The sequence below is a fragment of the Pedobacter endophyticus genome (assembly GCF_015679185.1).
Lineage (GTDB): Bacteria > Bacteroidota > Bacteroidia > Sphingobacteriales > Sphingobacteriaceae > Pedobacter > Pedobacter endophyticus.
In genome coordinates, this window is the sequence record NZ_CP064939.1 from 5,113,814 (window position 1) to 5,140,527 (window position 26,714).

At 42.9% G+C, this 26,714-nt stretch carries 20 protein-coding genes and 2 tRNA genes; 16 read left to right on the forward strand and 6 right to left on the reverse strand.

Annotated elements, in window-relative coordinates:
• Positions 1-89 precede the first annotated feature (89 nt).
• The 3 genes from IZT61_RS20815 to IZT61_RS20825 all read right to left on the reverse strand — a co-directional run bounded on the left by IZT61_RS20815 (position 90) and on the right by IZT61_RS20825 (position 899).
• A tRNA-Leu gene (locus tag IZT61_RS20815) sits at positions 90-173 on the reverse strand.
• A gap of 71 nt (positions 174-244) precedes the next feature.
• Positions 245-317: transfer RNA gene (locus tag IZT61_RS20820), tRNA-Gly, on the reverse strand.
• 93 nt (positions 318-410) lie between these two features.
• On the reverse strand, positions 411-899 hold the full coding sequence (locus IZT61_RS20825) for a regulatory protein RecX (RefSeq protein WP_196098920.1): 489 nt from the start codon (positions 897-899) through the stop codon (positions 411-413).
• A 61-nt stretch (positions 900-960) separates the two neighbouring features.
• On the opposite strand from IZT61_RS20825, the gene IZT61_RS20830 reads away from it, so the two are divergent.
• The 3 genes from IZT61_RS20830 to arsC all read left to right on the forward strand — a co-directional run bounded on the left by IZT61_RS20830 (position 961) and on the right by arsC (position 4,574).
• Positions 961-3,420 (forward strand): bifunctional UDP-N-acetylmuramoyl-tripeptide:D-alanyl-D-alanine ligase/alanine racemase, encoded by a 2,460-nt coding sequence (locus IZT61_RS20830; protein WP_196098921.1) that lies wholly within the window; start codon positions 961-963, stop codon positions 3,418-3,420.
• 206 nt (positions 3,421-3,626) lie between these two features.
• Complete coding sequence (locus tag IZT61_RS20835; protein ID WP_196098922.1) at positions 3,627-4,217, forward strand: DUF502 domain-containing protein; 591 nt, start codon at positions 3,627-3,629, stop codon at positions 4,215-4,217.
• Between the two features lie 12 nt (positions 4,218-4,229).
• Positions 4,230-4,574 carry an arsenate reductase (glutaredoxin) gene (gene arsC / locus IZT61_RS20840; RefSeq protein WP_196098923.1) on the forward strand — a complete coding sequence of 115 codons (345 nt, stop codon included), beginning with the start codon at positions 4,230-4,232 and terminating at the stop codon, positions 4,572-4,574.
• Between the two features lie 608 nt (positions 4,575-5,182).
• Here the strand turns inward: arsC and IZT61_RS20845 are convergent.
• The 3 genes from IZT61_RS20845 to IZT61_RS20855 form a co-directional block, all read right to left on the reverse strand.
• Complete coding sequence (locus IZT61_RS20845) at positions 5,183-5,680, reverse strand: hypothetical protein (protein ID WP_196098924.1); 498 nt, start codon at positions 5,678-5,680, stop codon at positions 5,183-5,185.
• Positions 5,681-5,876: 196 nt separating this feature from the next.
• Positions 5,877-6,584 (reverse strand): LOG family protein, encoded by a 708-nt coding sequence (locus IZT61_RS20850; protein WP_196098925.1) that lies wholly within the window; start codon positions 6,582-6,584, stop codon positions 5,877-5,879.
• A gap of 18 nt (positions 6,585-6,602) precedes the next feature.
• Positions 6,603-8,111 (reverse strand): sodium:solute symporter, encoded by a 1,509-nt coding sequence (locus IZT61_RS20855; protein ID WP_196098926.1) that lies wholly within the window; start codon positions 8,109-8,111, stop codon positions 6,603-6,605.
• A gap of 153 nt (positions 8,112-8,264) precedes the next feature.
• Between IZT61_RS20855 and recR the strand changes: the two genes are divergently transcribed.
• The 13 genes from recR to IZT61_RS20920 all read left to right on the forward strand — a co-directional run bounded on the left by recR (position 8,265) and on the right by IZT61_RS20920 (position 24,977).
• Positions 8,265-8,882, forward strand: coding sequence for a recombination mediator RecR (gene recR / locus IZT61_RS20860; RefSeq protein ID WP_196098927.1), 618 nt, complete (start codon positions 8,265-8,267; stop codon positions 8,880-8,882).
• Complete coding sequence (locus IZT61_RS20865) at positions 8,882-9,613, forward strand: PI-PLC domain-containing protein (protein WP_196098928.1); 732 nt, start codon at positions 8,882-8,884, stop codon at positions 9,611-9,613. The genes recR and IZT61_RS20865 overlap by 1 nt, the downstream gene beginning before the upstream one ends.
• Before the next feature lie 102 nt (positions 9,614-9,715).
• The gene (locus IZT61_RS20870) at positions 9,716-10,528 is read left to right on the forward strand and encodes an SDR family oxidoreductase (RefSeq protein ID WP_196098929.1); all 813 of its coding nucleotides are present in this window, start codon (positions 9,716-9,718) and stop codon (positions 10,526-10,528) included.
• A gap of 188 nt (positions 10,529-10,716) precedes the next feature.
• Positions 10,717-10,866 carry a hypothetical protein gene (locus IZT61_RS20875; RefSeq protein WP_196098930.1) on the forward strand — a complete coding sequence of 50 codons (150 nt, stop codon included), beginning with the start codon at positions 10,717-10,719 and terminating at the stop codon, positions 10,864-10,866.
• Positions 10,867-11,080: 214 nt separating this feature from the next.
• A complete protein-coding gene (locus IZT61_RS20880; protein ID WP_196098931.1) occupies positions 11,081-11,287 on the forward strand; it encodes a DUF2683 family protein in 207 nt (68 codons plus the stop codon).
• Positions 11,288-11,673: 386 nt separating this feature from the next.
• Entirely contained in the window at positions 11,674-12,660 is a 987-nt protein-coding gene (gene trpD / locus IZT61_RS20885) for an anthranilate phosphoribosyltransferase (protein WP_196098932.1), read from the forward strand.
• Positions 12,660-13,295, forward strand: coding sequence for a phosphoribosylanthranilate isomerase (locus IZT61_RS20890; RefSeq protein WP_196098933.1), 636 nt, complete (start codon positions 12,660-12,662; stop codon positions 13,293-13,295). Before trpD ends, IZT61_RS20890 begins: the two co-directional genes overlap by 1 nt.
• Before the next feature lie 230 nt (positions 13,296-13,525).
• Positions 13,526-14,707 carry a tryptophan synthase subunit beta gene (trpB, locus tag IZT61_RS20895; protein WP_196098934.1) on the forward strand — a complete coding sequence of 394 codons (1,182 nt, stop codon included), beginning with the start codon at positions 13,526-13,528 and terminating at the stop codon, positions 14,705-14,707.
• 78 nt (positions 14,708-14,785) lie between these two features.
• Positions 14,786-15,550, forward strand: coding sequence for a tryptophan synthase subunit alpha (gene trpA, locus IZT61_RS20900; RefSeq protein WP_196098935.1), 765 nt, complete (start codon positions 14,786-14,788; stop codon positions 15,548-15,550).
• Between the two features lie 2,587 nt (positions 15,551-18,137).
• Positions 18,138-18,743 carry a TetR/AcrR family transcriptional regulator gene (locus tag IZT61_RS20905; RefSeq protein ID WP_196098936.1) on the forward strand — a complete coding sequence of 202 codons (606 nt, stop codon included), beginning with the start codon at positions 18,138-18,140 and terminating at the stop codon, positions 18,741-18,743.
• A 73-nt stretch (positions 18,744-18,816) separates the two neighbouring features.
• Positions 18,817-20,019, forward strand: coding sequence for an efflux RND transporter periplasmic adaptor subunit (locus IZT61_RS20910; protein ID WP_196098937.1), 1,203 nt, complete (start codon positions 18,817-18,819; stop codon positions 20,017-20,019).
• A 367-nt stretch (positions 20,020-20,386) separates the two neighbouring features.
• Positions 20,387-23,587: an efflux RND transporter permease subunit gene (locus tag IZT61_RS20915; protein ID WP_196098938.1), complete on the forward strand. Its 3,201-nt coding sequence runs from the start codon at positions 20,387-20,389 to the stop codon at positions 23,585-23,587.
• Positions 23,574-24,977, forward strand: coding sequence for a TolC family protein (locus tag IZT61_RS20920; RefSeq protein ID WP_196098939.1), 1,404 nt, complete (start codon positions 23,574-23,576; stop codon positions 24,975-24,977). Before IZT61_RS20915 ends, IZT61_RS20920 begins: the two co-directional genes overlap by 14 nt.
• The last annotated feature ends 1,737 nt before the right edge of the window (positions 24,978-26,714 follow it).

Here is a 26,714-nt window from a genome sequence, read left to right on the forward strand (position 1 = left end):
TGAAGGTCTTCAATGCAATGCATAATTCAACAAAAAAAGGGTTGCTCTTTTTGGAGCAACCCTTTTTTGTTGGGAGCAATTCCCATTTGTACTCGGGGCGGGAATCGAACCCGCACGCCTTTGAAAGCACAGGATTTTAAGTCCTGCGTGTCTACCAGTTCCACCACCCGAGCATTAGTCGATCCCGAATCCTCGGGTGAATAATGTTTTAAAATAAATGCCTTTCGGTAGGAAAGGCATTTAGAGCGAAAGACGAGATTCGAACTCGCGACCCCGACCTTGGCAAGGTCGTGCTCTACCAACTGAGCTACTTTCGCATTTACAAAACTATTGTGTCGTTTTGATTTGGTGATGCAAATATAGACAGATTTCTATTTCTGTCAAGAGATTTTTTATTTAAAATTTAATAATTAATTTAAATTGCTGGCTTTCAGTGCAAGTAAAATTAAATCAGTTTCAAATCCTCTTCCCTGAAGGTAAGCCACCAGCTTCATTTTTTTCTTTATCGGGTTCGATTCTTGCATCACGCCAGCCTTTTTGAGCGCCAGGGTTTGCAAAGTTTCCATATAATCGTCGTCATCGAGGCTATACAGTGCTTTTTGTAAAATCCTATCCGGAACGCCCTTGAGCTTCAGACCCTGTTTAATTTTGATCCGTCCCCATTTTTTTATACCGAACTTACCCGAAGCATACTGTTTGGCGAAACGTTCCTCATTTAAAAAATTATTGACAATAAGTTCGCTTAAAACCTCTTCCAGTTCATCGCCACGCATGCCCCATTCTACCAACTTATAGCGCACCTCTTTTTGCGAACGTTCTTGATAAGCACAAAAATGCTCGGCCTTTGCCAACGCCTGCTTTTTATCTAATATTGTTGAATCCGTGTTACCGCTTTTCATAATTAAATCCTGAAATTCGTAAAAATATAAACGAATACCTTATTTTTCTGGAATAAATCTGATGCAGAACCCGACATACACCGTTTTAAAAGTTGCAGAAATATTAAATGCCGATGCTAAATTAGTTGATGAACAGCGCGTTGTTCAATATTTGGTAATTGATAGCCGCTCGATCTTGATTCCAGAAAATTCTTTGTTCTTTGCCTTGTCATCGCACAGAAACGGGCACGACTTTATCGAAGACGCTTACATCAGGGGGATTCGGAATTTTGTAATCACCGAGCATAAATATGCTCATAAATATCCTGATTGCAATATCTTAATCGTTTCGAATGCTTTGATGGCCTTACAACAACTCGCAGGATATCATCGCAGTCAATATAATTTAAAAACCATCGGAATAACCGGAAGTAATGGAAAAACGATTGTAAAAGAATGGCTGTACCAACTTTTAGCCGCCGATGAAAATATTGTTCGAAGCCCCAAAAGCTATAACTCACAAATTGGCGTTCCGTTGTCTGTATGGCAGATTCAGTCCGAAAATACGCTGGGGATTTTTGAGGCGGGCATTTCAGGAGTAAACGAAATGGAAACGCTTGCAGATATTATTCAACCTCAAATTGGGGTGTTGACCAATATTGGCGAAGCGCATGCCGAAGGTTTTCACTCGAAAAAGGAAAAGCTAAAAGAGAAACTTAAGCTGTTTAAAGATGCTGAACTGTTTGTTTATTCTCCGGACTATGTTACTGATTTCAACTTCAGAGATTTACCCGGAAAAAAGCGCTTTAGCTGGAGCAGCACGCGGGGCGCCGATCTGCGCATTATTGCTGTTGAACCCATAGCGCAAAACTGTTATTTGAGAGCGATTTACCTGGATAGAGAGATCGAATGCATGTTGCCATTTAAAGATCGTGCCTCGATAGAAAATGGTATGATTTGTTGGGCAACCTTACTTGCGCTAGGCTACTCGCCCGAACAAGCCGATGAACGGCTCGAAAGATTAAGCCCCGTAAGTATGCGCCTGGAACTTAAAACTGGTATTAATCAGTGCTCGGTTATCGACGATTCGTACAGTGCCGATATTTCTTCGCTCGCCATTGCCCTCGATTTTCTCAATCAGCAAAACCAGCATCCCAAGAAAACGGTAATTTTATCAGAATTATTTGAAACCGGACGGGATGACCTGCATTTATATACCGAAATTGCCGCATTGTTGGCGCAAAAAAAGGTCGACCGATTGATAGGCATTGGAAAACATATTTCAAATTTTGCCCACCTTTTCAACATCGAGAAAGCATTTTTTGAAGACACCAGCGCTTTCATCAGGAATTTTCCGGCATTGCATTTCAATCAGGAAACCATTTTGGTAAAAGGGGCCCGGCGCTTCGAGTTTGCCAAAATCAGTAAGCTGCTTACCCAGAAAATTCACGATACGGTGCTCGAAATTAACCTGAATGCGATGGTTAACAATTTGCAGTTTTATCGTTCAAAAATAAAGCCCGGCGTTAAAATTATGGCAATGGTAAAGGCTTTTTCGTATGGAAGCGGGAGTTTCGAGGTCGCCAATTTACTGCAATTTCATAAAGTTGATTATTTGGCTGTTGCTTATGCCGATGAGGGCATTGCTTTGCGCAAGGCAGGTATTAGCCTGCCAATTATGGTCATGAGTCCTGAGCAATCTGCTTTTGATGCCATTATAAAATACAGGCTCGAGCCCGAAATTTACAGCCTCGAAATCCTTCATAGTTTTAATTCGGCCCTTTCAGATTATGATTTTGACTATCCTATCCATATAAAAATCGACAGCGGCATGCATCGTTTAGGCTTCGATGATGCTGAAATTGACCAGCTCTTGCCGATACTAACAAATGCGAAACAATTAAAGGTTCAAAGCATTTTTTCGCATCTTGTAGCCAGTGGCGAAGCAGAGCACGATGGTTTTACACAGGCGCAAATCAATAAGTTTACCATCATTTCAAATCAGCTGATAGATGTTTTGGGCTATCAACCGTTATTGCATATAGCCAATACTTCGGGCATTAGTCGCTGGCCAGGTGCTCAGCTAGATATGGTGCGTTTGGGAATTGGTCTGTACGGCTTCGACTCGGTGCTGACCGACAATCGCGGGCTTCAAACCACAATGGCCCTGAAAACAACCGTAACCCAGGTGAAAGCGTTAACCAGCGGTGAAACAGTCGGCTATAGCAGGAGAGGGGTGTTGCCCAACGGCGGTACCATTGCTACGGTTAAAATCGGTTACGCCGACGGTTATAATCGTTCCTTTGGAAATGGCGTGGGCAAAATGATTGTTAACGGACATTTAGTGCCTACAATTGGTTCTATTTGTATGGATATGACGATGTTGGATGTGACGGGGATTGACGTAAAACCGGGCGATGAGGCTATTGTTTTCAATCATGAACGTACGATTGCGCAGCTGGCCGAACAAATTGGTACTATCCCGTACGAAATCCTGACCAACGTATCGCAAAGGGTAAAACGGATTTATTTTTATGAATAAATTGGTTCATTAGTTCATTGGGCAGGGCGCAGAGATAGATGGCACAATAACCAATAATCAATACCCAACATCCAATTAATCAATGACCAAAAATCAATGGCCAATAACAATTGAGCAATTAACCAGTTTAACCAATTAATCAATAAGGTAATTAAACAATTCAGCAATTACCCAACTAAACAAGTTTTTTTGAATAAGTTTGCAGCATGAATAAGGTCAGCAAATCCATTTTAAACTATTTTATTAAAGGTTTATTGGTTGTGATCCCCATTGCGGTGAGTATTTTCATTGTTATTTGGGCGGTTACAACGGTAGATAGCTGGCTGAATGTGAACAACATCTTAGGCGTAAATCCTAAAACCGGCGAAAGCAGGAACATTCCCGGATTGGGTCTGTTAACAGTTTTGACCATCATTTTAATCACTGGAATTTTTGTAACCAATTTGGTTACAGAGCCAATGTACAGCTGGTTTCAGCGGATGATGAAGCGGTTACCATTGCTCAACTTCATTTACTCATCGATAAAAGATTTAACTGAGGCTTTTGTTGGCGATGAAAAGAAGTTTAACCACCCCGTTTTGGTAGAGGTTGAGGGCGATTTGAAAAAAATCGGGTTTCTTACGCAAAGCGATCTCACAAAACTCGGCCTTCCCGAAGAGGTGGCCGTTTATTTTCCGTTATCTTACTCTTTCGCCGGACAGCTTTGTATTGTTAAAAAAGATAAGGTACAGGATTTAAAAATGAGCGCTGCCGATGCCATGAAACTGGTAGTAAGCGGCGGTGTTAGTGGACTTTAGCTAAAGCGAAAAATGATTCAGATTTACCATAACAACAGATGTACGAAAAGCCGTCAGGCGTTACAAGCGTTAGAAAACAGCGGAAAGGATTTCGAAGTGATTTATTATTTGGAAACCCCGCCCGATAAAACCACGCTCGAGAAATTGATTGAGAAGCTGAATATTGGCCCGCTCGATTTAATCCGTAAGAGTGAAAAGATTTATATCGAGCGCTATAAAGGCCAAAATTTAACCGATGCGGAATGGATTGACGCGATGGTTGAAAATCCGATTCTTATCGAAAGGCCCATTGTGGTATGGGGCGATAAAGCCGTAATTGCCAGACCAACGCAGCGAATTAACGACGTTTTGGGATAAGCCAATCGTCAATGGTGGCATAGCGAAAGAATCTGTTTTAGAATGATCACTGAACCATTCAATTACCAGCACAAAGCAACCCTTGTGTTATCTAAGTGTTCATCCAAAATGTTCTTTTTTGTCGTAGCGAGACGCTAGGACGAGGTAGGGGCCAAATGGACGGAACGCCAACTGCGAACGGTCGTTATTCCCAATTTAATTGGGATTCTTAACGCTAATGCGCTCGCTTTAGTCCCGTACATACCTATCGTGTGGACACATCTTTGAAACGTCGTTTCAAACTAGAACACTCAAATAACGATAAAATTTTATGGAGTTATCCAAGAACGGTCGTCATCCTCAGCTTGACTGGGGATCTTAATGCACAATAATTGGGTGCCTTGCATTCAGATTCCCGCCTGCGCGGGAATGACGATGAGTTGAAAGGAAATGTGTCCACACGATAGCTACATACGGGACCGCCTGCGCGGGAATGACGACCGCCTTGAAAACGTCACGCCATAGTGATTTTTTCACTAGAAAACTAAAAATCAGGATGACTGTATATTTTTATTGTGTATGCCCCAACCAGGTATTAATAAACCATTTGAACTTTTTTCGCTATCGGATTAAAAGATACTTCTGCTTGTAAATAATAAAAATAGGATAACAATAAAGGCAAAAAGTATTCGCATAAAATATTCTCGGGTAAACAAACCAATCAAAATCAACAAATCATCGTCTGTATTGGTGTGGATTAAACCCGTTCCTGTCGATGAATTGTAGATAAGCTGCTTATCGGCATGGTTGTTAAGAGACCATCGGCTTAACCAGCTGTTTTGAAATGTCCAATCGAACTGCTCACCCGAAACAAATGATATTCTTGCCTTAAAGCCCAACCAATCGTATTTAATTATTGCTATTACCTCGTTTTTGTTGTTAATTACCTTGGTTTCAGGATTTGAATAACCCTCGCTCCTTAAAATGTAAACGCCTTGCTGGGTGGTAGCAATCGCCGAATTTTTTAATGCACTGAAACTGATCGAAAATTTGAGCAGCGCATCATCAAATACATGATAATTACTGTCAAACAGGCTTTTTCTCCAGTTTAGTGTTTTCGAAATCATTTAAAAGGTGGTTTTGAAATTTAGACTGCCGTAAAAGCCAATCGTTAAAACAAGTCTACAGAATAAAAAAGCGCCTTGCTTAAACAAACGCTTATTTAAATAAGAGAGATTAAATGTTGAATGATTCAATGGTTGAATGACTGAATGTGTGAATCAGTTTCAATCTTGCTAATCCTGAAAATCGGCTAATCCTGCTCTAAAAGTTAGGTTTAAGCACATATTTATCATAGAACCTAAAAATATGCTCGGCAGCTTCTTCCGCGGTATCTACAAGACGAAACAGATTCAAATCTTCTTCGTGTATGTTATGCTCTTTCTGCAACATTGTGCCTTTAATCCAATCGATTAAACCGCCCCAATAATCCTTTCCGAGTAATACAATAGGGAAACGGGCAATTTTACCGGTTTGGATCAGTGTTAGCGCCTCAAAAAGTTCATCCATGGTACCAAAGCCACCCGGTAAAACCACAAAACCCTGACTATATTTCATGAACATTACCTTGCGAACGAAAAAGTAATCGAACTCAAGCAGCTTATTATGATCGATGTACTTATTGTGAAACTGCTCAAACGGCAGCTCAATATTTAAACCAACAGATTTTCCGCCGTTGGTATGGGCGCCCTTGTTTCCCGCTTCCATAATACCGGGGCCTCCACCAGTTATCACACCATAACCACGATCGGTTAACAGTTTGCCGCATTGTTCCGCCAGTTGGTAGTACCGGTTCGTTTCGGCGGTACGGGCAGAGCCATAAATGGTAACGCAAGGGCCAATTTTTGCCAGCTTCTCAAAACCATCCACAAACTCGGCCATTATTTTAAATATCTGCCAGGAGTCGGTTACCTTAATCTCCTGCCAATCTTTATTTTCGAATGCACTTCTAATTTTTTCTTCACTTGTCATATAAAATAAATCCTAATGTTAAAATCTGGTTTGGGCATCAGTTTTTTTGCTGATGAAAAGCAGACCAATAAACGTGATTAAGCCGTTAATTAATATCAACTCAACACTAAAAACATATCCGCCCAATAATGTTTCAGAAAACGTTGCAAGCAAGTAACATAAAATAGGCGATAATATGCAAACTATCGGTACCAGTTTGTCGTGCAACCCACGTTTTTTTACAAATAAACCAAAACTGTAAAGCCCCAAAAGAGGCCCATAAGTATATGAGGCAATCGTAAAAATTAAACTTACTACCGACGAACTGTTAAGGGCATTAATTACAATAATTACCAAAAACATCAAAATCGAGAACACGATATGAACCGTGTGGCGTTTTTTTACGGCATTGGCATCGTGTGCCTTTTCCTTTTTTGCCATACCCAAAAAATCTACACAAAAAGAAGTTGTTAATGCCGTAAGCGCTGAATCTGTTGTGGCAAAAGTTGCAGCAGTTAAACCCAGCATAAAAATAATGGCAGGTACTGCGCCCAGGCTGTTTAACGCAATTTCGGGGAACAACAAATCCGTTCTCGGTTTGCCTGTAATGTGGTCTAAAGGAATATCGATCCCGTTTTTAGCTGCAAAAATATATAACAAAGCGCCCACACTCAAAAAGAACACGTTTAATATCACAAAAACACCTGTAAACGTAAACATGTTTTTCTGAGCTTCTTTAATGGTGCTCATACTCAAGTTTTTTTGCATTAAATCTTGATCCAAGCCCGTCATCGCGATGGTAACAAAAATACCTCCAATAAACTGTTTGCTAAAGTTGAATTTGTTCGTAAAGAAATCCTCAAAGAAAAATACTTTGGAGTAACTGCTGTTTTTAACCGTTTCAAACGCGTCCGGAATGTTCAGGTTTAAACTGCTACAGATAAAATAAATCGTTAAGAAAACGGATAAAACCAGGAAAAACGTTTGTAAAGTGTCGGTGATGATGATCGTTTTTAAACCGCCTTTAAAGGTGTACAACCATATCAGTGCCAGCGAAATCAGCACAGTTAACCAAAATGGAATGCCATAATTATCGAAGATAAATCGTTGTAAAACAATTACAACTAAATATAATCGGGTTGCAGAACCTAACGTTCGGCTTAATAAAAAGATGGATGCAGCGGTTTTATAGCTGTAATGCCCAAGGCGCTGCTCAATGTAACTATAAATCGAAGTCAGGTTCATTCGGTAATACAATGGCAGCAAAACCGTTGCAATGATGATAAAACCCACGGCGTTACCTAAAACGAACTGAAAATATTGAAACTGGTTTCCGCCGGGCGCACCAACTTCGCCGGGCACCGAGATAAAGGTGACACCAGAAAGTGCCGTTCCAATCATCCCAAAGGCCACCAAATACCATTTAGAGTTTTTATTGGCGGTAAAAAATGTAGAGTTGTCTGATGTTTTTTTGGAGGTTGCAAATGAAATAATAATCAACACTAAAAAATAGCCAATTATAAATAGCAGTAAAATGGTTGGTGACATAGTTTTGTTTTAAGCTGCTAAATGTAAGAAATTACCGATTAATGTCAAGGGCTCATTCGTTCATTTGTCATTAGTTTATTAGCCAGAGCACCCAAACAAATGAACTAACGAACATCTTAATGAACTAATGAACATTTTCCATATTTTTGTATTATGAATTTTTCATCCAAGCTGCTTGAAGATGCAGTAAACGAATTCTCAAAATTGCCGGGTGTAGGCCAAAAAACCGCTTTAAGGTTGGTTTTACACCTCTTAAATAAAGAGCAGGAAGAAGTTAACCAGTTTGGAAATACTTTGATTAAACTAAAAAAGGAAATCAAAAACTGTAGCATTTGTTACAATATCTCCGATCACCCGATTTGCGAAATCTGTACTTCGCATAAACGTGATAAAGAAACCATTTGTGTGGTTGAAGATACACGCGATGTAATGGCCATTGAAAATACAGGTCAATATTTTGGCGTTTACCACGTTCTGGGTGGCTTAATTTCGCCGATGGATGGGGTAGGGCCGGCCGATTTATTTATCGACGGTTTGGTGCAACGGGTTGCGACAGGGAATATAAAAGAAGTAATTTTAGCCCTGAGCCCAAATATGGAGGGCGATACTACGCTGTTCTATCTTTATAAAAGGTTAAAGGATTTTAATGTTGCAGTAACTACAATTGCCCGTGGCATTGCCTTTGGCGGCGAGTTAGAATATACCGATGAAATTACACTCGGTCGCTCGATTGTTACCCGCGTACCTTACGAAACCGCAATGATGAAATAATGGCCAAACAAGTTTATCTTTTAGTCGCATTGATGCTGTTGAGCATTGCTGGCCGGGCACAAGTAAAAATTCACTCACATAACGATTATACCCACCAAAAACCTTTTTACGATGCGAGTGCGCACCGTGCATTTTCTATTGAGGCCGATGTTTTTGTAGTTGGCGATTCGCTGATCGTGGCCCATAGCAGGAAAGAGATAAAAGAAGGAAATACGCTGCAGAAGCTGTATTTAGAGCCGATTGCGGCGCTATCCAAAACAGAAAAGTTTTACAGTTTCCAGTTAATGATCGATTTCAAGGATAGTTGGGATTTGACTTATCCTGTTTTGTTAAAAGCCTTAAAGCCGTATCAAAAATACTTCGTTAAGGGAAACCAAATGGTATCAATTGTGATTAGTGGCAACCGACCTCCAGACTCAACTTTCCACACTTTTAAAGAAGTAAGTTTTGATGGCTTGCCAAACGTTGGTTATGCCGCCGCCGATTTAAGTAAAATAACCATGATTAGCGATAACTTTGCCCTACATTCCAAATGGAAAGGTGTGGGCGAAATCCCGGAGGCGGATGAGGTTAAACTAAAAGCTTTGATTGATGATGCCCATAAAGTAGACAAGCCGTTTCGGTTTTGGGGCGCACCAGACACCGAGGCTTGCTGGAAATTGTTGCACGATTTGGGCGCAGACATTATCAATACAGACAAAGTTGCGGAAGCGACACAATATTTGCAATGACTGATAAGCAAATAGCAATAGGCAATGGGCAATAAGCAATTGAACAAGTGAGCCAATTAGCAATTCAGCAATTAAACAATTCAGTCAATTAACCATTTTCGAATGAAAGATAAAGTTATAATCATCACGGGCGCATCGAGCGGAATAGGAAAGGCTTGCGCTGAGGAATTTGCCAAACGTGGCGCAAACCTTGTTTTGGCTGCCCGTCAGTATGTTACCCTTTGTGAAATTACGGCCGATCTCGAAAAAAAATATGGCATAAGGGCTGTCGCCGTTCAGGCCGACGTAAGCAAAGAGGCCGATTGTGAATTGATCATCAAACAAGCGTTGGTTTCCTTTCAAAAAATCGATATCCTCGTTAATAATGCAGGTTTATCTATGCGTGCCCTGTTTAACGACCTTGATTTATCGGTGATAAAAAATCTGATGGATGTGAATTTCTGGGGAACGGTTTACTGCACCAAATACGCATTGCCCGAGATCTTGAAAACCAAGGGAACGGTAGTTGGAATTTCATCTATTGCCGGGTACCGCGGTTTACCGGGCAGAACCGGTTATTCAGCATCGAAATTTGCCATGAATGGTTTCATGGAATCGCTGCGTACAGAGCTTTTAAAAACGGGAGTGAATGTATTGGTGGCCTGCCCGGGCTTTACAGCGTCGAACATCCGTGTAACCGCGTTGGCCAAAGATGGAATGGCCCACGGTGAAACCAGTATGGATGAAGGTAAAATGATGACATCGGAGGAGGTTGCCAGCATCATAGCCGACGGTATTGAGAAACGCAAACGCACGCTGATTATGACAGGACAAGGAAAATTAGCGGTTTGGATGAATAAGTTATTTCCGGCCTTTGTTGATAAAAAGGTGTTCGATTTGTTTGCAAAAGAAAAAAATCCGTTGATAAAAGGGTAGGAGGTAGGAAGTCCGAAGTCCGGTCGTAAATAGGATAAGATCGCAGTTCCCGACCAGTGGAGTTTCGCCTATTAATTTATTCTTGATAATTAAGTTTTCGAAAGAAAACGTACAGACATACGGTTAGCCGTATAAAAAGAAGTATTTATTTAAGCTTTTTTGTATCTCATTAATTAAAATAAATTATTATGGCAAAAACAGCAGCATTTCATTCTATCAAAGCAAATGTTCACCATGACAACACAAAGTGTACAGAAGGTAACAACATTGAAAAAGAGAATCTGCGATCTGGAACAGGTGGCAAACCTAAATGTGCAAATTGTTCCAAGTTAGACTAGTTTGACTTTTGAGTATTAATTGATTTAATTAAAGAATTAAGACTGCCCCTTGTGAAAACAAGGGGCTTTATTTTAATATGCATATATAGTCTCGTTAATCGAGATCTGCAATCCCGATTTTGCGCTTTGGATTTAAAATCCAGCAATCGATAGGAGTCATATAACAAAAAGATCGTGTTAGGTTCGTTTAATTTAAATTGGTAAATTTGATAATATGGAAACACTGATTGTACAACCGAAAAACAGAAAGCAGTTATCAGCTATCAGAGCCTTACTTAAGGCTTTGGACGTTTCTTTTAAGGAGGCAAAAGAAGATGAAACCGCGTACTTGAGCAGATCTGAAGATAATAAACAAGCGCTGAACAAGAGCATTAAACAGGCTGAGAGCGGGCAAACTGTTAAGGTAGATGTTTTCTGTTAATAGAGTTTTGCGACCCGATTTTTTGAGGTCTGGACTCAAAATCCAGCATGAATAGACGAGATTCAAATCGCGATCAGCGGATAGCCGGTTTTGATAAAATGCAATATATTTTTAGAAACATTTTGGAATTATAAAAAAGTATATCAATATTTGCTGTATAAACATGATAATTAAAAACTTAAATAACAATTGGTGGTGGCATAACGAAATTCGTTAGGCAAGTTCTATTGTTATATATTTTAAAATATTTTATAAAACGATGAAAAGGATTGCCCAAAAAGCAATCCTTTTTTTTATGTGCTATCATTATGCTTAATAAAATTCGGAATCTTGCAAAACGATTTTGAATTAAGGCGATAGCTACAAATGGCAACACACAAATCAACATGAAACAAATATTAAACCATCTATTCGAAAATAAGAGCTTTAGCAGGGAAGAAGCAAAAAACATCCTGATCTCTATCTCGCAGGGCGAATTTAATTCTTCGCAAATTGCGGCCTTTATCACTGCTTACGCCATGCGCAACATTACCGTTCATGAGCTTCAGGGTTTTCGCGATGCAATGCTGGATTTAGGCGTAAAGGTAGATTTTTCCGACTTCGAGCTAATTGATCTTTGTGGAACCGGTGGCGATGGAAAAGACACTTTCAATATTTCAACTCTTTCGTCGTTTGTAGTGGCCGGCGCTGGTCATAAGGTGGCAAAACATGGTAACTATGGCGTTTCGTCGGGCTGCGGGTCATCAAATGTGATGGAATATCTGGGCTATCAATTTACCAACGATCAAGATACACTAAAACGAAACCTTGATACCGCCGGAATTTGCTTTTTGCATGCACCACTATTTAATCCCGCAATGAAAATTGTTGCGCCGATCCGTAAGGATCTGGGTGTGAAAACGTTTTTTAATATGCTCGGTCCAATGGTAAACCCATCTCAGCCGAAATATCAAATGGTAGGCGTTTTTAGTCTCGAATTGGCTCGGGTGTACAATTACCTCTATCAAGATACCACGAAAAACTATACCATTGTACATGCGCTTGAAGGTTACGACGAAATTTCGCTTACCTGCGATGTAAAAACCTTCAACAACAAAGGCGAGAGCATATTAACACTGGGCGATATGGGTTTCGAAAAGGTAGATGTAAATGAGATCAAAGGTGGCGATACCGTAGAGTCATCTGCAAAAATATTTATCGATGTGTTGAACGGCGATGCAACCGATGTACAGAACAATGTAGTGCTTTGTAACTCGGCATTGGCCATCAAAACCATAAAACCAACAGCTACTTTTGCCGATTGCTTTTATGAGGCCGAAGAATCGCTAATGAGCAAAAAAGCCTTAGAAAGCTTCAAAAAATTGGTCGCCTAATGAAAGACTTAAAAGTAAAGGTATGCGGAATGAAGCTCGCGGCGAATATTGCTGCGGTTGCGGCTTTGCGCCCCAACTATTTAGGCTTCATTTTTTATGATCAATCGCCCAGGTTTATCAGTGATGTATCGGCCGAACTGATTAAGTATATTCCTGCAGAAATTAAGACCGTTGGCGTTTTTGTTGATGAAGATATTGAAACGGTTAAGAAAAAAGTAAATCAATATCAGTTAAAAGCTGTTCAGTTACATGGAAAGGAAGCGCCCGAATATTGCAGGGAATTGAAAACTGATTTTAACAATTTAGAGGTGATTAAGGCTTTCGGCGTGGATGAAGATTTTGATTTCGCTTTGCTAAATGCTTATGTGGATTCGGTTGATTACTTTTTGTTCGATACCAAAACCAAAGCACATGGTGGGTCGGGAAAAACCTTTGATTGGAAAATTTTGGCCGGCTATAGTTTACATAAGCCTTACTTTTTAAGTGGTGGAATAGATTTGGAACATACAGAGGCAATAGCGAAGATTAACGATCCTCGTTTATACGCATTAGACGTCAACAGCCGGTTTGAAATTAAGCCAGGTGTAAAGGATGTGGATAAGATAAATGAGTTTATAGAAGCAACGAAAATTTAAGCTGTCATTCTGAGCGTAGCGAAGAATCCCTAGCCTACGAAGCTGTTGCTTAAAGAAGCACTGCCTAATGATGTTTATTGCTAATTGGGTTCAGATTCTTCATTGCATTCAGAATGACAGAAAACATGGCATAAAATTAATTGAAAGACATAATTCATGATTTCAATTATGATTAAATTAGGAACAATTCATTGCCGTCGGTTTCAACCGACGGATTTTGATAAGAATATATGAAATACAAGGTAAACGAAAAAGGATATTACGGCGATTTTGGAGGAGCTTACATCCCAGAGATGTTGTATCCAAACGTAGAAGAATTACGTCAAAACTATTTAAAGATTATTGATGATGCCGATTTCCAAAAGGAATTTCATCAACTATTAAAAGACTACGTCGGCCGCCCGTCGCCATTGTATCTGGCTAAACGGTATTCGGAGCGTTACGGCGCTAATATCTTTCTAAAAAGGGAAGATTTAAATCATACAGGTGCGCATAAAATTAACAACACCATCGGACAAATTTTGCTGGCCGAAAAGCTGGGCAAAAAAAGGATCATCGCCGAAACAGGTGCCGGTCAGCATGGTGTGGCCACCGCAACCGTTTGCGCTTTACGCAACTTAGAATGTGTAATTTACATGGGGGAGGTAGATATTGAGCGACAAGCGCCAAATGTTGCCCGCATGAAAATGTTGGGCGCAAAAGTGGTTCCGGCAAGTTCGGGGAGTAAAACACTAAAAGATGCTACAAACGAGGCCATGCGAGATTGGATTAACAACCCCGTTGATACGCATTACATTATTGGCTCGGTGGTCGGGCCGCATCCTTATCCTGATATGGTGGCGATTTTTCAATCTATTATTTCAGAGGAAACCAAAAAACAATTGTTGGAGCAAACCGGCAGCGACCAGCCCGATTATGTTTTAGCTTGCGTAGGCGGTGGCAGCAACGCTATGGGCATGTTTTACCATTTCATGGATGATGAGAATGTGAAGCTTATTGCCGTTGAGGCCGCTGGGAAAGGCGTGTCGAGCGGCCTATCGGCAGCAACAACGTATCTGGGTAAAGAAGGCGTTTTGCATGGTAGCAGAAGTATTTTGATGCAAACCGAAGATGGGCAAGTGGTTGAACCGCATTCGGTATCCGCAGGATTGGATTACCCGGGAATTGGCCCTCAACATGCGCATTTGTTTAAAACCGGTCGCGGGCAATACGTTTCCATTACCGACGAGGAAAGCTTGGATGCCGGTTTGCTTTGCACAAAATTAGAGGGAATTATCCCCGCGATAGAGAGTGCCCATGCCTTGGCCTATCTCGAAAAAATGGAATTTAAAGGTGGCGAAAATGTAGTGGTTTGCTTATCGGGTAGGGGCGATAAGGATTTGGACACGTATATTAAATATTTTAACTTATAAGAAAAGTCGTCATTGCGAGGAACGAAGCAATCTACTTTAAAGATTGCTTCGTTCCTCGCAATGACGGAAAGCTGAACAATGAACAGAATCAAACAACTCTTCGAAAAGAAGAAAAATATATTATCAATTTATTACACAGCCGGTTATCCAAATACTGGCGATACGATACAAATTGCGGAAGCGCTAGAGCGATCGGGAGCGGATATGCTCGAAATCGGCTTCCCTTATTCAGATCCCGTGGCTGATGGTCCGGTGATACAGGCCAGTAGTAAGCAATCTTTAGATCAGGGCATGACTTTGAACTTGCTTTTTGAGCAATTGAAAGATTTACGCAAGAACGTAACCATTCCCGTTCTGTTGATGGGCTACGTAAACCCCGTATTGCAGTTCGGCGTAGAGAATTTTTGTAAAGCCTGTGCCGAAGTGGGTGTCGATGGATGCATTGTACCTGATTTGCCGATGGTAGAATATGAGGAGTTTTATAAAGACTGCTTCGAACAGCACAATTTAAGCAACGTATTTTTGATTACGCCTCAGACTGCCGATGAACGCATCCGGAAAATTGACGGATTAACCAACGGCTTTATTTACTTGCTTTCGTCATCGGCAACGACCGGAAAAAACCTCGAAGTTGGCGATACGACGGAGACTTATTTCAGCAGGATTAAGAACATGAACCTGAAAAATCCAACGATGATCGGTTTCGGAATCAGCGACAAACAAACTTTTGATAAAGCCTGTTCTTATGCAAATGGAGCTATTATTGGCACTGCGTTCGTTAAGGCCATTGCTGATGGAGATATTGAGGAAAGTGTGAGTGGTTTCATGAAAAACTTTAAATAGTTTTTTACCAAAGCGTCGTCCTTTCGACCGTAGCGCTCCACAGGAGCTCCTACGGAGGAGAAGTCTTTTAAGGATAATAGCTGAGAAAGAAGATCTCTCCGTTTCGCTACGCTCCAGTCGAGATGACGGAAAGAAGAAGGATCGTCCTTTCGACCGTAGCGGAGAAATCTTTTAAGGATATTAGCTGGGAAAGATCTATATACTGGGAGATCTATATACTAGTCGTAGCGTCCCGCTACGACTTTTTTGTTTGTCCTGGCCGGACAGGCTATTTTCTTTTGGCTTGAACCAAAAGAAACAAAAGTTCAAGGCTTGGATCTGATGTCGGATAAATTCGTCAAAGCTTTAAAGGCGGCAGCGCAAGCCCCGACAGAAAATGTCGGGAGGACGCGTTACCTTGTTTTTTGAGGTATGAAAGTTTTTGCAGAAGCTTTAACGTTTTATCTCGAACATCATCTCCTAGGTCGGAGAGCAGGGTGCAGAGCTGGGCGTGTTTCATACATCCATTGATAGGTCGTCATCCCCGCGCAGGCGGTCCCGTACGTACGGGATTTATGCCAGGGCTACACCCGATTTTACTCCAATTTCCCCCGCTCAGGCTTGCCTCGGTTGGCCACCGAAGGGCTCTTACCTTTTTCTTGATAAAAAGGTAACCAAAAATCAAGGCTTGGATCTGATGTCGGATAAATTCGTCAAAGCTTTTATGGCGGCAGCGCAAGCCCCGACAGAAAAAGTCGGGAGGACGCGTTGCCTTGTTTTTTGAGCTATGAAAGTTTTTGCAGAAGCTTTAACGTTTTATCTCGAACATCATCTCCTAGGCCGGAGAGCAGGGTGCAGAACCGGGCGAGTTTGATACATCCATTGATAGATCGTCATCCCCGCGCAGGCGGGGATCTTAATGCCAGGGCTACACCCGATTTTGCTCCAATTTCCCCCGCTCCAACTTCCCTCGGCTGGCCACCGAAGGGCTCTTACCTTTTTCTTGATAAAAAGGTAACCAAAAACCCAAGGCTTGGATCTGATGTCCGATAAATTCGTCAAAGCTTTTATGGCGGCAGCGCAAGCCCCGACAGAAAATGTCGGGAGGACGCGCTGTCTTGTTTTTGTGGGGTATGAAAGTTGGTGCAGACGCTTTAACGTTTTATCTCGAACATCATCTCCTAGGCCGGAGAGCAGGGTGCTGAGCTGGGCGTTTCATACATCCATTGATAGGTCGTCATCCCCGCGCAGGCGGGGATCTTAATGCTGGGGCTACACCGATTTGCTCCAATTTCCCACGCTCATCCTCGCCTCGGTTGGCCACCGAGGGGCTCTTACCTTTTTCTTGATAAAAAGGTAACCAAAAATCAAGGCTTGGATCTGATGTCGGATAAATTCGTCAAAGCTTTTATGGCGGCAGCGCAAGCCCAGACAGAAAATGTCGGGGGGACGCGCTGTCTTGTTTTGTGAGGTATGAAAGTTTGTGCAGAGGCTTTAACGTTTTATCTCGAACATCATCTCCTAGGCCGGAGAGCAGGGTGCAGAGCTCAGCGTGTTTCATACATCCATTGATAGGTCGTCATCCCCGCGCAGGCGGGGATCTTAATGCCAGGGCTACACCCGATTTTGCTCCAACTTCCCCCGCTCAGGCTTGCCTCGGTTGGCCACCGAAGGGCTCTTACCTTTTTCTTGATAAAATTGATAGGTCGTCATCCCTGCGCAGGCGGGGATCTTAATGCCAGGGCTACACCCGATTTTGCTCCAACTTCCTCCGCTCATCCTTGCCTCGGTTGGCCACCGAAGGGCTATTTTCTTTTGGCTTGAACCAAAAGAAACAAAAGTTCAAGGCTTGGATCTGATGTCGGATAAATTCGTCAAAGCTTTTATGGCGGCAGCGCAAGCCCCGACAGAAAATGTCGGGAGGACGCGCTGCCTTGTTTTGGGGAGTATGAAGGTTTTTGCAGAAGCTTTAACGTTTTATCTCGAACATCATCTCCTATGCCAGAAAGCAGGGTGCAGAGCTCAGCGTGTTTCATACATCCATTGATAGGTCGTCATCCCCGCGCAGGCGGGGATCTTAATGCCAAGGCTACACCCGATTTTGCTCCAACTTCCCCCGCACGGGCTTGCCTCGGCTGGCCGCCGAAGGGCTATTTTCTTTTGGCTTAAACCAAAAGAAACAAAAATCAAGGCTTGGATCTGATGTCGGATAAATTCGTCAAAGCTTTTATGGCGGCAGCGCAAGCCCCGACAGAAAATGTCGGGAGGACGCGCTGCCTTGTTTTGTGGAATATGAAGGTTTGTGCAGAAGCTTTAACGTTTTATCTCGAACATCATCTCCTAGGCCGGAGAGCAGGGGCAGAACAAGACGGTTTAGTACTTTAATGCCATAAATCGTGATTGCCCCAAGGGGGCTACCTGTAGCGAGCTACGAAGCAATCTCTTAAAAGAAGTACAGCTATAGTACAACCTTTTTTCGATAATGTACTGATAATGAGTAATTCATGGCTAAATAAATTTCATTTGACAATCAAATGATTCTTGTTTTCTGAAATGGTTCTACATTTGCTTAACGGTGTTAAATTATTTACACTTAATAAATCCAGTGATGGGAAGTAAAGAAAGAATTCTACGTTTAAAAGAAGAAACCAGAACCAGTATTCTGGATGCGGCCTTGAACATTGTTCAAACAGACGGTTGGCAGGCTCTGAGTATGCGTAAAATTGCCGATCAGATTGAGTACACTGCACCCATTATTTACGAATACTTTCCGAACAAAGAGGGCATTTTACTGGAACTCACCCGACGAGGCTATCAAATTTTAGCTAAGGCCATCCGCGAGGCCCGCGATAAACACGATTCGCCTGAAGATAAAATGGAGGCGATGTGGGTGGCTTATTGGAACTTCGCTTTCGCACACAAAGAATTTTATCAACTGATGTACGGCGTAGACATGGTATGTTGCACGGTTAAAAAATCAATGACCGAAGCAGAAACCGTTTCAGCGATGCTGGGCGACGTAATCGAATCCCTATTTAAGAAAAAGCCTGTGTCTGAAGATGATATCTGCATGAAATATTACACGTATTGGTCGATCATCCACGGCCTGATTTCTATAAACCTTGTTCGTCCAAATGGAAGAACTACGGATGAACTTAATCATCAAATTTTAAAAGATGCCATTAAGGGCATTACATTATCTATTAACAGTTAACCTTTTTTTTATTCAACGATTTAACACTGTTAAATCATTTATACACTTTAAATCCCATTAAAATCAAATCCATATGAATGCTATCCATCGCCTTTTTATTTTACTTAACAGTGTTAAGCAATTTAATAATGTTAAGTCACTGTTAATTATTTCTTTACTTGCTGCTACAATTGTTGGCTGCAAATCGGCACCAGATCAATCTGCAGCGGCGCCACCGCCGCCGGTTCTCCCTGTGAGCATGGTAAACGAGAGTTCTGAAACCACATTTGTTGAATATCCTGCATCTATTCACGGAGCTATTGATATTGATATCCGTCCACAGGTTGGAGGATATTTACAAAGCGTTCTTGTTAACGAGGGTGCGTACGTTACAGCCGGTCAAACACTTTTTAAGATCAACGAAAATCCTTTTAGAGAAGCATTGAACAACGCTAAAGCAAGTTTACACGCTGCCGAGGCTGCTATCTTAAATGCGCAACTTGAAGTAGATAAGCTAACGCCATTGGTGCAAAACAAGGTAGTTTCTGATTTTCAACTAAAAACTGCAAAAACAGCTTACAAAATTGCTCAGGCCAATGCCGAGCAAGCAAGGGCAAGTGTAGCATCGGCACAGATTAACCTTGGCTACACCAATGTAAAGGCAAAAGTAAGCGGTTACATTGGCCGTATTCCGAAAAAGCAGGGAAGTCTTGTTTCGCCTACGGATCAAGAGGCCTTAACGCAGTTATCTGATATTCACGAAGTGCATGTTTATTTCGCTTTGGGCGAAAATGACTTCAATAGTTTCAATGCGAATTATCCTGGTAAAAGCCCTGCCGATCGTATTAAACATTTACCTGCAGTTGAGTTGGTGTTGGCCGATAATTCTATTTACGCTGTAAAGGGCAAGATTGATATGATTGATGGTCAGTTTGATAAAAACACCGGCGCAATTACTTTGAGGGCGAGTTTCCCTAACGCCAGCGGCACATTGCGCTCTGGCAATACGGGAAAGATTCGTTTGGGCCTGCAACATGATGATGCGATTTTAATTCCTCAGTCGGCCACCGTAGAAATGCAGGATAAAGTTTTCGTTTTCGCAGTAAATAAAGGTAATAAAGTGAGCAAAATGCCCATCACGGTTATCGGTAAATCTGGCAACAATTACCTGATTAAAGACGGCGTAAAATCTGGCGATCAAATCGTATTGAGCGGTTTAGACCGTTTGCAGGAAGGACAGGTGATCCAACCAGAAAAAGCGACCGACAAAGCAGCGGTGTTAAAGTTGAAAGAGTAGGGAGTAGGGAGTTTGGAGTTTGGAGTTCGGAGTCGTGAGTCTGGAGTCCGAAGATAAAGCGCAAAGCTGAAAGACCAAAGCTCAAAGACTAGAGCTAAACGACCAAAGCTTAAGCGCCTCAACACTAATGTGTTCTAATGTGCCTATGTGGTTAAAGAGCTTAAAGAGTAAAGAGTCGGAAAGTCCGAAAGTCCGAAGACAAAGCGCAAAGCTCAAAGACTAAAGCTAAACGACCAAACCTTAAAGCGCCTCGAACTAGTGTGTTCTAATGTGCCTATGTGTTAAAAAGGCGAAGTACTAAAACGCAAATACGAAAGAAAGAAAGTTAAAAATGGCTCATTGGGTTGGGCTTCAATAATTAAAAAAAATGTTCAAGATATTTATACAAAGGCCCGTACTGGCAACGGTAATCTCCATTTTGTTGGTGATACTCGGTGTACTTGGCCTTACGAAGTTGCCTCTGCAACAATTCCCTGATATTGCACCGCCATCTGTTTTGGTAACGGCAGTTTACCCGGGTGCTAATGCGGAAACCGTTTTAAGATCGGTTGCTCCATCGCTCGAAGAATCAATAAATGGTGTAGAAAACATGACTTATATGAGCTCTACGGCCAGTAACGATGGTTCGTTGGCGATTACTGTTTTCTTCAAATTGGGCACCAATGCTGATCAGGCGGCGGTTAATGTTCAAAATCGTGTTGCTCAGGCTACCAGTCAGTTACCTGCCGAAGTTGTGCAACAAGGGGTAACCACGGCGAAGCAGCAAAACAGTTTCATTATGGCGATTGGCTTGTACACGGATGATGAGTCGAAGTACGACCAGACTTTTGTGGCCAATTATGCGCAGATTAATATCATTCCCGAAATTAAACGTATTCCGGGGGTAGGCTCGGCAGCTATTTTTGGGGGGGTAAAAGATTATTCGATGCGTGTTTGGCTAAATCCAACGCAGATGGCTACTTATCAGGTTACGCCAAACGAGATCATGAAAGCGATTCAAGACAAAAGCCTGGAGGCTGCGCCGGGTAAATTTGGCGAGAAGAGTAAAGAGGTTTTCGAATATGTAATTAAGTATAAAGGTAAATTAACTAAACCGGAGGAGTATGAGAACATTGCTATACGTGCCAATGCGGATGGTTCTATCCTCCACTTGAAAGATGTGGCAAGGATTGAACTTGGTGCTTATTCTTATAACAGCATTACCCGTTTAAATGGTAAAAAGGGCATTGTTATCGGTATTATTCAGCTGGCTGGTTCTAACTCGAACGATATTCAGGTGGCGATTAACAAACTGATGGAGAAATCCGAAAAGAGTTTTCCGGCGGGTATAAAGAAGAATATTTTCTACAGTACAAAAGTTTCTTTAGATCAATCTATAGAGCAGGTTGAGCACACCTTAATTGAAGCCTTTATCTTAGTTTTCATTGTGGTGTTTTTGTTCCTACAAGATTTCCGGTCGACTTTAATTCCGGCAATTGCGGTTCCGGTAGCTATTTTGGGCACGTTCTTCTTTATGCAGCTATTTGGTTTCTCTATCAATCTGTTGACGCTATTTGCCTTGATTTTGGCGATTGGTATCGTGGTTGATGATGCAATTGTTGTTGTTGAAGCGGTGCATGCCAAAATGGAGCACAAACACCTGGGGCCAAAGGCGGCTACGCATGAGGCGATGCATGAAATTACGGGTGCCATTATCTCGATTACGCTGGTTATGGCTGCGGTGTTCTTGCCGGTTGGCTTTATGGAAGGCTCAACAGGCGTTTTCTATCGTCAGTTTGCGTTTACCATGGCCATCGCCATCGTTATTTCGGCGGTTAATGCATTGACTTTGAGTCCGGCGCTTGCAGCGTTATTTTTAAAGGATAATCATTCGAATGATAGCGAAAAACCTGTGGAGAAACCAAACTTCAAACAGCGATTCTTCAATGGGTTTAACCACAGTTTCAATTCGTTAACGAATCGTTATGTGGGTGGCTTAAAGTTTTTGGTTCGTCATAAATGGTTAAGCATGGGCGGATTGGCTTTAATTACGCTGGCTACGGTTTTTATGGTGAAAACTACACCAGCGGGATTTATCCCAACTGAAGATCAGGGCTTTATCGCAATTGCAGTGAACACGCCATCGGGTACTTCGCTGGATGGAACGCAGAAGGTAATTACGCAGGCTGAGGATGTATTGAGCAAGCTTGATGCGTCGCGGGATGTAACTGCGGTTTCGGGCTTCAACCTGTTGACTAACTCTACCAGCCCATCGTCGGCAGTTGTTTTCGTTCTGTTAAAGCCAAATGCAGAACGTGGTGCAGTAAAAAATATCGAGGAGATCATGAATCAGGTTCGCGGGAAACTGGGCGCTATTTCTGGGGGCAGTTTCTTTGTGTTCAGTTTTCCTACGGTACCGGGTTTCAGTAATGTTGAGGCTTTGGATATGGTGTTGCAGGATAAAACGGGGGGTAAGCTGGATAAGTTTAGCGGTGTTTCTCAGCAGTTTATTGGCGAGTTAATGAAGCGCCCTGAAATTGCGGTTGCGTTTACGAGCTTCAAGGCTGATTATCCGCAGTTGCAATTGGATATTAACGATGAAAAGGCGGATCAGTTGGGGGTAAATGTAAAGGACATCCTGCAAACGATGCAGACGTATTTTGGTAGTGCACAGGCTTCTGATTTTAACCGTTTTGGTAAATATTATCGTGTGGTGGTTCAGGCTGATGTTCAGGACCGGGCCGATCCATCTACTATTGATCGGGTTTTTGTAAAGAGCAGCAGGGGCGAAATGGTTCCGATTAATACGCTGGTTAAATTGACGCGTATTTATGGTTCTGAAACGGCATCGAGATATAACCTGTTCAACTCAATTTCTATCAACGCCATTCCGAAACCCGGTTTCAGTTCAGGCGATGCGATTAAAGCGATTGAGGAAGTTGCAGAGAAGCAGTTGCCTGCGGGTTATAGTTATGAGTTTTCGGGGCAAACGCGTGAGGAGATTTCTTCGGGTGGCCAATCGACGGTAATCTTTTTATTGTGTTTGGTATTTATTTACTTCTTGCTATCGGCGCAGTATGAGAGTTACATTTTGCCTTTGGCGGTAATCTTATCTATCCCTGCGGGAATATTTGGTGTATTTGTAGCGATTGGCTTAACTGGTATCGAAAACAATATTTATGTTCAGGTAGCGCTGATTATGTTGATTGGTCTGCTTGCTAAAAATGCGATCTTAATTGTGGAGTTTGCGGTGCAGCGCCGCAGGGGCGGACAACCGCTGGTTGCTTCGGCACTGGAAGCGGCAAAATCGAGGTTGCGCCCAATTATTATGACTTCACTTGCCTTTATTGTGGGCTTAGTTCCGATGATGGGCGCCACGGGTCCTTCGGCTCAGGGTAATCACTCGATTAGTATTGGTGCGGCGGGGGGAATGATTTCGGGAGTAATTTTGGGTCTTTTTATCATCCCTGTACTGTTTGTTATCTTCCAGGCCATCCAAGAGAAATTTTCAAGAGAATCACAAGAGGTTGTTCCTAATTATCATGAGGAAGAACCTATAAAAAATCATACAGTTTATGAAACGGTTTAATATTTTTTCCATCGTGCTCCTTGCGTTAATCTGGGGCGGATGTTCGGTTTCGAAAGATTTATCATTGCCAGAAAATCTGGCGCCAAGAATGTTCAGAAACACTGCGCCGACTGACTCGTCGAGCATTGGCGATTTGCCCTTTAAGCAATTTATCAGCGATCTTACTGTCCAAAATCTGATTGACACGGCGTTGGTGAAAAATTACGATATGCAGATTGCATTGAAGAATATTGATGCTGCGGAGGTGTTGTTTAAGCAATCGAAGTTGGGTTATTTGCCAGAGTTAAAGTTGCAGGTTGCAGCAAGTTCGAGCCGCCCATCTGACAATAGTTTGAACGGCTTAAGCTTAAATCAGTTTACGGGTTCGACACATATTGAGGATTACAGCGCTAATTTGGGCGTGTTTTGGGAGGCTGATATCTGGGGGAAGATCCGCAATCAGAAAGCGGGTGCTTTGGCTAGTTTTTTACAAACGGAGGAAGCCCGTAAGGCGGTTCAAACACGTTTGGTTGCGAATGTGGCTCAAGGTTATTATAATTTGTTAATGCTGGATGCGCAACTGGAAATAGCGAAAAAGAATTTGCGGTTAAATGACAGCACTTTACGGATTATACATTTACAGTTTGATGCGGGTCAGGTAACATCGTTGGCCATTCAACAAGCTGAGGCGCAACAGCTGAATGCGGCGCAATTGATTCCGCGTTTGGAACAGTCGGTTACCTTGCAAGAGAATGCGTTAAGCGTGTTGATCGGTACGTTGCCGCAGGCGATTAATCGGGACAGTCGATTGGATAAAATGGTGATTCCGCAGGATTTGAAAGCGGGTTTCCCTTCGGCCTTGTTAAGTCGCAGGCCCGATATTAAGTCGGCCGAATTGGCGTTGGATGTAGCGAACGCAAGGGTGGGCGTGGCAAAAGCCAGTTTGTACCCGTCGTTAGTAATTACGGCGAGCGGTGGGGTAAATTCGTTTAAAGCAAGCAACTGGTTTAATGTTCCTGCGTCTTTGTTCGGTTTGGTTTCGGGCGGTATAACGCAACCGATCTTCCAGCGGGGACAATTGAAATCGAGTCTGGAGTTGGCGAAGATCGATCGGGAAAAGACAGTGATTGCGTTTCGTCAGTCGGTATTAAATGCTGTTGGCGAGGTGTCGGATGAGCTGACCAAGGTAGAGAAACTGAAAGCGCAGTATAGTATCGCCGAAAAGCGGGCGCAAACTTTGCAACAGGCTTCGAAGAATGCAAGTTTGTTGTTTAAAAGCGGTATGGCAAATTATTTGGAGGTGATTACGGCTCAGGGGAACTTGCTGCAAAGTGAACTGGAATTGGCCACGATTAAAACGGAACAGCTGAATGCGGTGGTAGGTTTGTATAGGTCGTTGGGGGGCAGGTGACCCCCATCCGCCCGGTGGGCACCTTCCCCCTTGAAGGGGAAGGGTAGCAGGGTGCAGAACCGGGCGAGTTTGATAGATCGTCCTTTCGACCGTAGCGGAGAAATCTTTTAAACACGGGCGCCCCCTCTTATCCTTGCCTCGGTTGGCCACCGAGGGGCTGTTTACTTTTGGCTTAGCCCAAAAGTAACAAAAACCCAAGGCTTGGATCTGATGTCGGATAAATTCGTCAAAGCTTTTATGGCGGCAGCGCAAGCCCCGACAGAAAATGTCGGGAGGACGCGCTGCCTTGTTTTCTGAGGTATGAAAGTTTGTGCAGAAGCTTTAACGTTTTATCTCGAACATCATCTCCTAGGCCGGATTGCAAGGTGCAGAACCGGGCGAGTATGATACATCCATTGATAGATCGTCATCCCCGCGCAGGCGGGGATCTTAATGCCAGGGCTACGCCCGATTTGCTCCAATTCCCCCGCTCAGGCTTGCCTCGGTTGGCCACCGAAGGGCTCTTACCTTTTTCTTGATAAAAAGGTAACCAAAAATCAAGGCTTGGATCTGATGTCGGATAAATTCGTCAAAGCTTTTATGGCGGCAGCGCAAGCCCCGACAGAAAATGTCGGGAGGACGCGCTGCCTTGCTTGTGGTGTATGAAAGTTTGTGCAGAAGCTTTAACGTTTTATCTCGAACATCATCTCCTAGGCCGGATTGCAAGGTGCAGAACCGGGCGTGTTTGATACATCCATTGATAGATCGTCATCCCCGCGCAGGCGGGGATCTTAATGCATTGGCCATATCTCTGCTCCAATTTCCCCAGCTCATCCTTGCCTCGGTTGGCCACCGAAGGGCTGTTTACTTTTGGCTTAGCCCAAAAGTAACAAAAACCCAAGGCTTGGATCTGATGTCGGATAAATTCGTCAAAGCTTTTATGGCGGCAGCGCAAGCCCCGACAGAAAATGTCGGGAGGACGCGCTGCCTTGTTTTCTGAGGTATGAAAGTTTGTGCAGAAGCTTTAACGTTTTATCTCGAACATCATCTCCTAGGCCGGATTGCAGGGTGCAGAACCGGGCGAGTTTGATACATCCATTGATAGATCGTCATCCCCGCGCAGGCGGGGATCTTAATGCATTGGCCATATCTCTGCTCCAATTTCCCCAGCTCATCCTTGCCTCGGTTGGCCACCGAAGGGCTGTTTACTTTTGGCTTAGCCCAAAAGTAACAAAAACCCAAGGCTTGGATCTGATGTCGGATAAATTCGTCAAAGCTTTTATGGCGGCAGCGCAAGCCCCGACAGAAAATGTCGGGAGGACGCGCTGCCTTGCTTGTGGTGTATGAAAGTTTGTGCAGAAGCTTTAACGATTTCCCCTTCCATCATCTCCTAGGCCGGATTGCAGGGTGCAGAACCGGGTGGGCTAAGTTTTTTTTTCATCATAGATCGTCCTTTCGACGGTAGCACGCTACAGGTCGTCATTCGGTCGCTTGGAGTCGGCTTGCTTTTACAACCTCTCCCTATGAGCGTTTGGGTTAACAGCAGTGTTCCTACTTTCCCTCTCCTCAAGGAGAGGGATGTACAGACAGCGCAAAACCCACCGACATTAATAGGGAGAGGTTTAGGGCGTCAAATTCTGCTTTATGATTGTTCTGGCGATTTGCTCCAATTCCCCCCTCTCAGGCTTGCCTCGGTTGGCCACCGAAGGGCTGTTTACTTTTGGCTTAGCCCAAAAGTAACAAAACCCAAGGCTTGGA

Excerpts from the sequence above, each read along its gene's own strand:
- IZT61_RS20865 (WP_196098928.1), top strand. The coding sequence starts at position 8,882 with ATGGCCAAACAAGTTTATCTTTTAGTCGCATTGATGCTGTTGAGCATT.
- arsC (WP_196098923.1), top strand. The coding sequence starts at position 4,230 with ATGATTCAGATTTACCATAACAACAGATGTACGAAAAGCCGTCAGGCG.
- IZT61_RS20825 (WP_196098920.1), bottom strand. The coding sequence starts at position 899 with ATGAAAAGCGGTAACACGGATTCAACAATATTAGATAAAAAGCAGGCG.
- IZT61_RS20905 (WP_196098936.1), top strand. The coding sequence starts at position 18,138 with ATGGGAAGTAAAGAAAGAATTCTACGTTTAAAAGAAGAAACCAGAACC.
- IZT61_RS20915 (WP_196098938.1), top strand. The coding sequence starts at position 20,387 with ATGTTCAAGATATTTATACAAAGGCCCGTACTGGCAACGGTAATCTCC.
- IZT61_RS20910 (WP_196098937.1), top strand. The coding sequence starts at position 18,817 with ATGAATGCTATCCATCGCCTTTTTATTTTACTTAACAGTGTTAAGCAA.
- IZT61_RS20830 (WP_196098921.1), top strand. The coding sequence starts at position 961 with ATGCAGAACCCGACATACACCGTTTTAAAAGTTGCAGAAATATTAAAT.
- trpA (WP_196098935.1), top strand. The coding sequence starts at position 14,786 with ATGAACAGAATCAAACAACTCTTCGAAAAGAAGAAAAATATATTATCA.
- recR (WP_196098927.1), top strand. The coding sequence starts at position 8,265 with ATGAATTTTTCATCCAAGCTGCTTGAAGATGCAGTAAACGAATTCTCA.
- IZT61_RS20875 (WP_196098930.1), top strand. The coding sequence starts at position 10,717 with ATGGCAAAAACAGCAGCATTTCATTCTATCAAAGCAAATGTTCACCAT.
- IZT61_RS20835 (WP_196098922.1), top strand. The coding sequence starts at position 3,627 with ATGAATAAGGTCAGCAAATCCATTTTAAACTATTTTATTAAAGGTTTA.
- IZT61_RS20880 (WP_196098931.1), top strand. The coding sequence starts at position 11,081 with ATGGAAACACTGATTGTACAACCGAAAAACAGAAAGCAGTTATCAGCT.
- IZT61_RS20855 (WP_196098926.1), bottom strand. The coding sequence starts at position 8,111 with ATGTCACCAACCATTTTACTGCTATTTATAATTGGCTATTTTTTAGTG.
- IZT61_RS20850 (WP_196098925.1), bottom strand. The coding sequence starts at position 6,584 with ATGACAAGTGAAGAAAAAATTAGAAGTGCATTCGAAAATAAAGATTGG.
- IZT61_RS20870 (WP_196098929.1), top strand. The coding sequence starts at position 9,716 with ATGAAAGATAAAGTTATAATCATCACGGGCGCATCGAGCGGAATAGGA.
- trpD (WP_196098932.1), top strand. The coding sequence starts at position 11,674 with ATGAAACAAATATTAAACCATCTATTCGAAAATAAGAGCTTTAGCAGG.
- trpB (WP_196098934.1), top strand. The coding sequence starts at position 13,526 with ATGAAATACAAGGTAAACGAAAAAGGATATTACGGCGATTTTGGAGGA.
- IZT61_RS20845 (WP_196098924.1), bottom strand. The coding sequence starts at position 5,680 with ATGATTTCGAAAACACTAAACTGGAGAAAAAGCCTGTTTGACAGTAAT.
- IZT61_RS20920 (WP_196098939.1), top strand. The coding sequence starts at position 23,574 with ATGAAACGGTTTAATATTTTTTCCATCGTGCTCCTTGCGTTAATCTGG.
- IZT61_RS20890 (WP_196098933.1), top strand. The coding sequence starts at position 12,660 with ATGAAAGACTTAAAAGTAAAGGTATGCGGAATGAAGCTCGCGGCGAAT.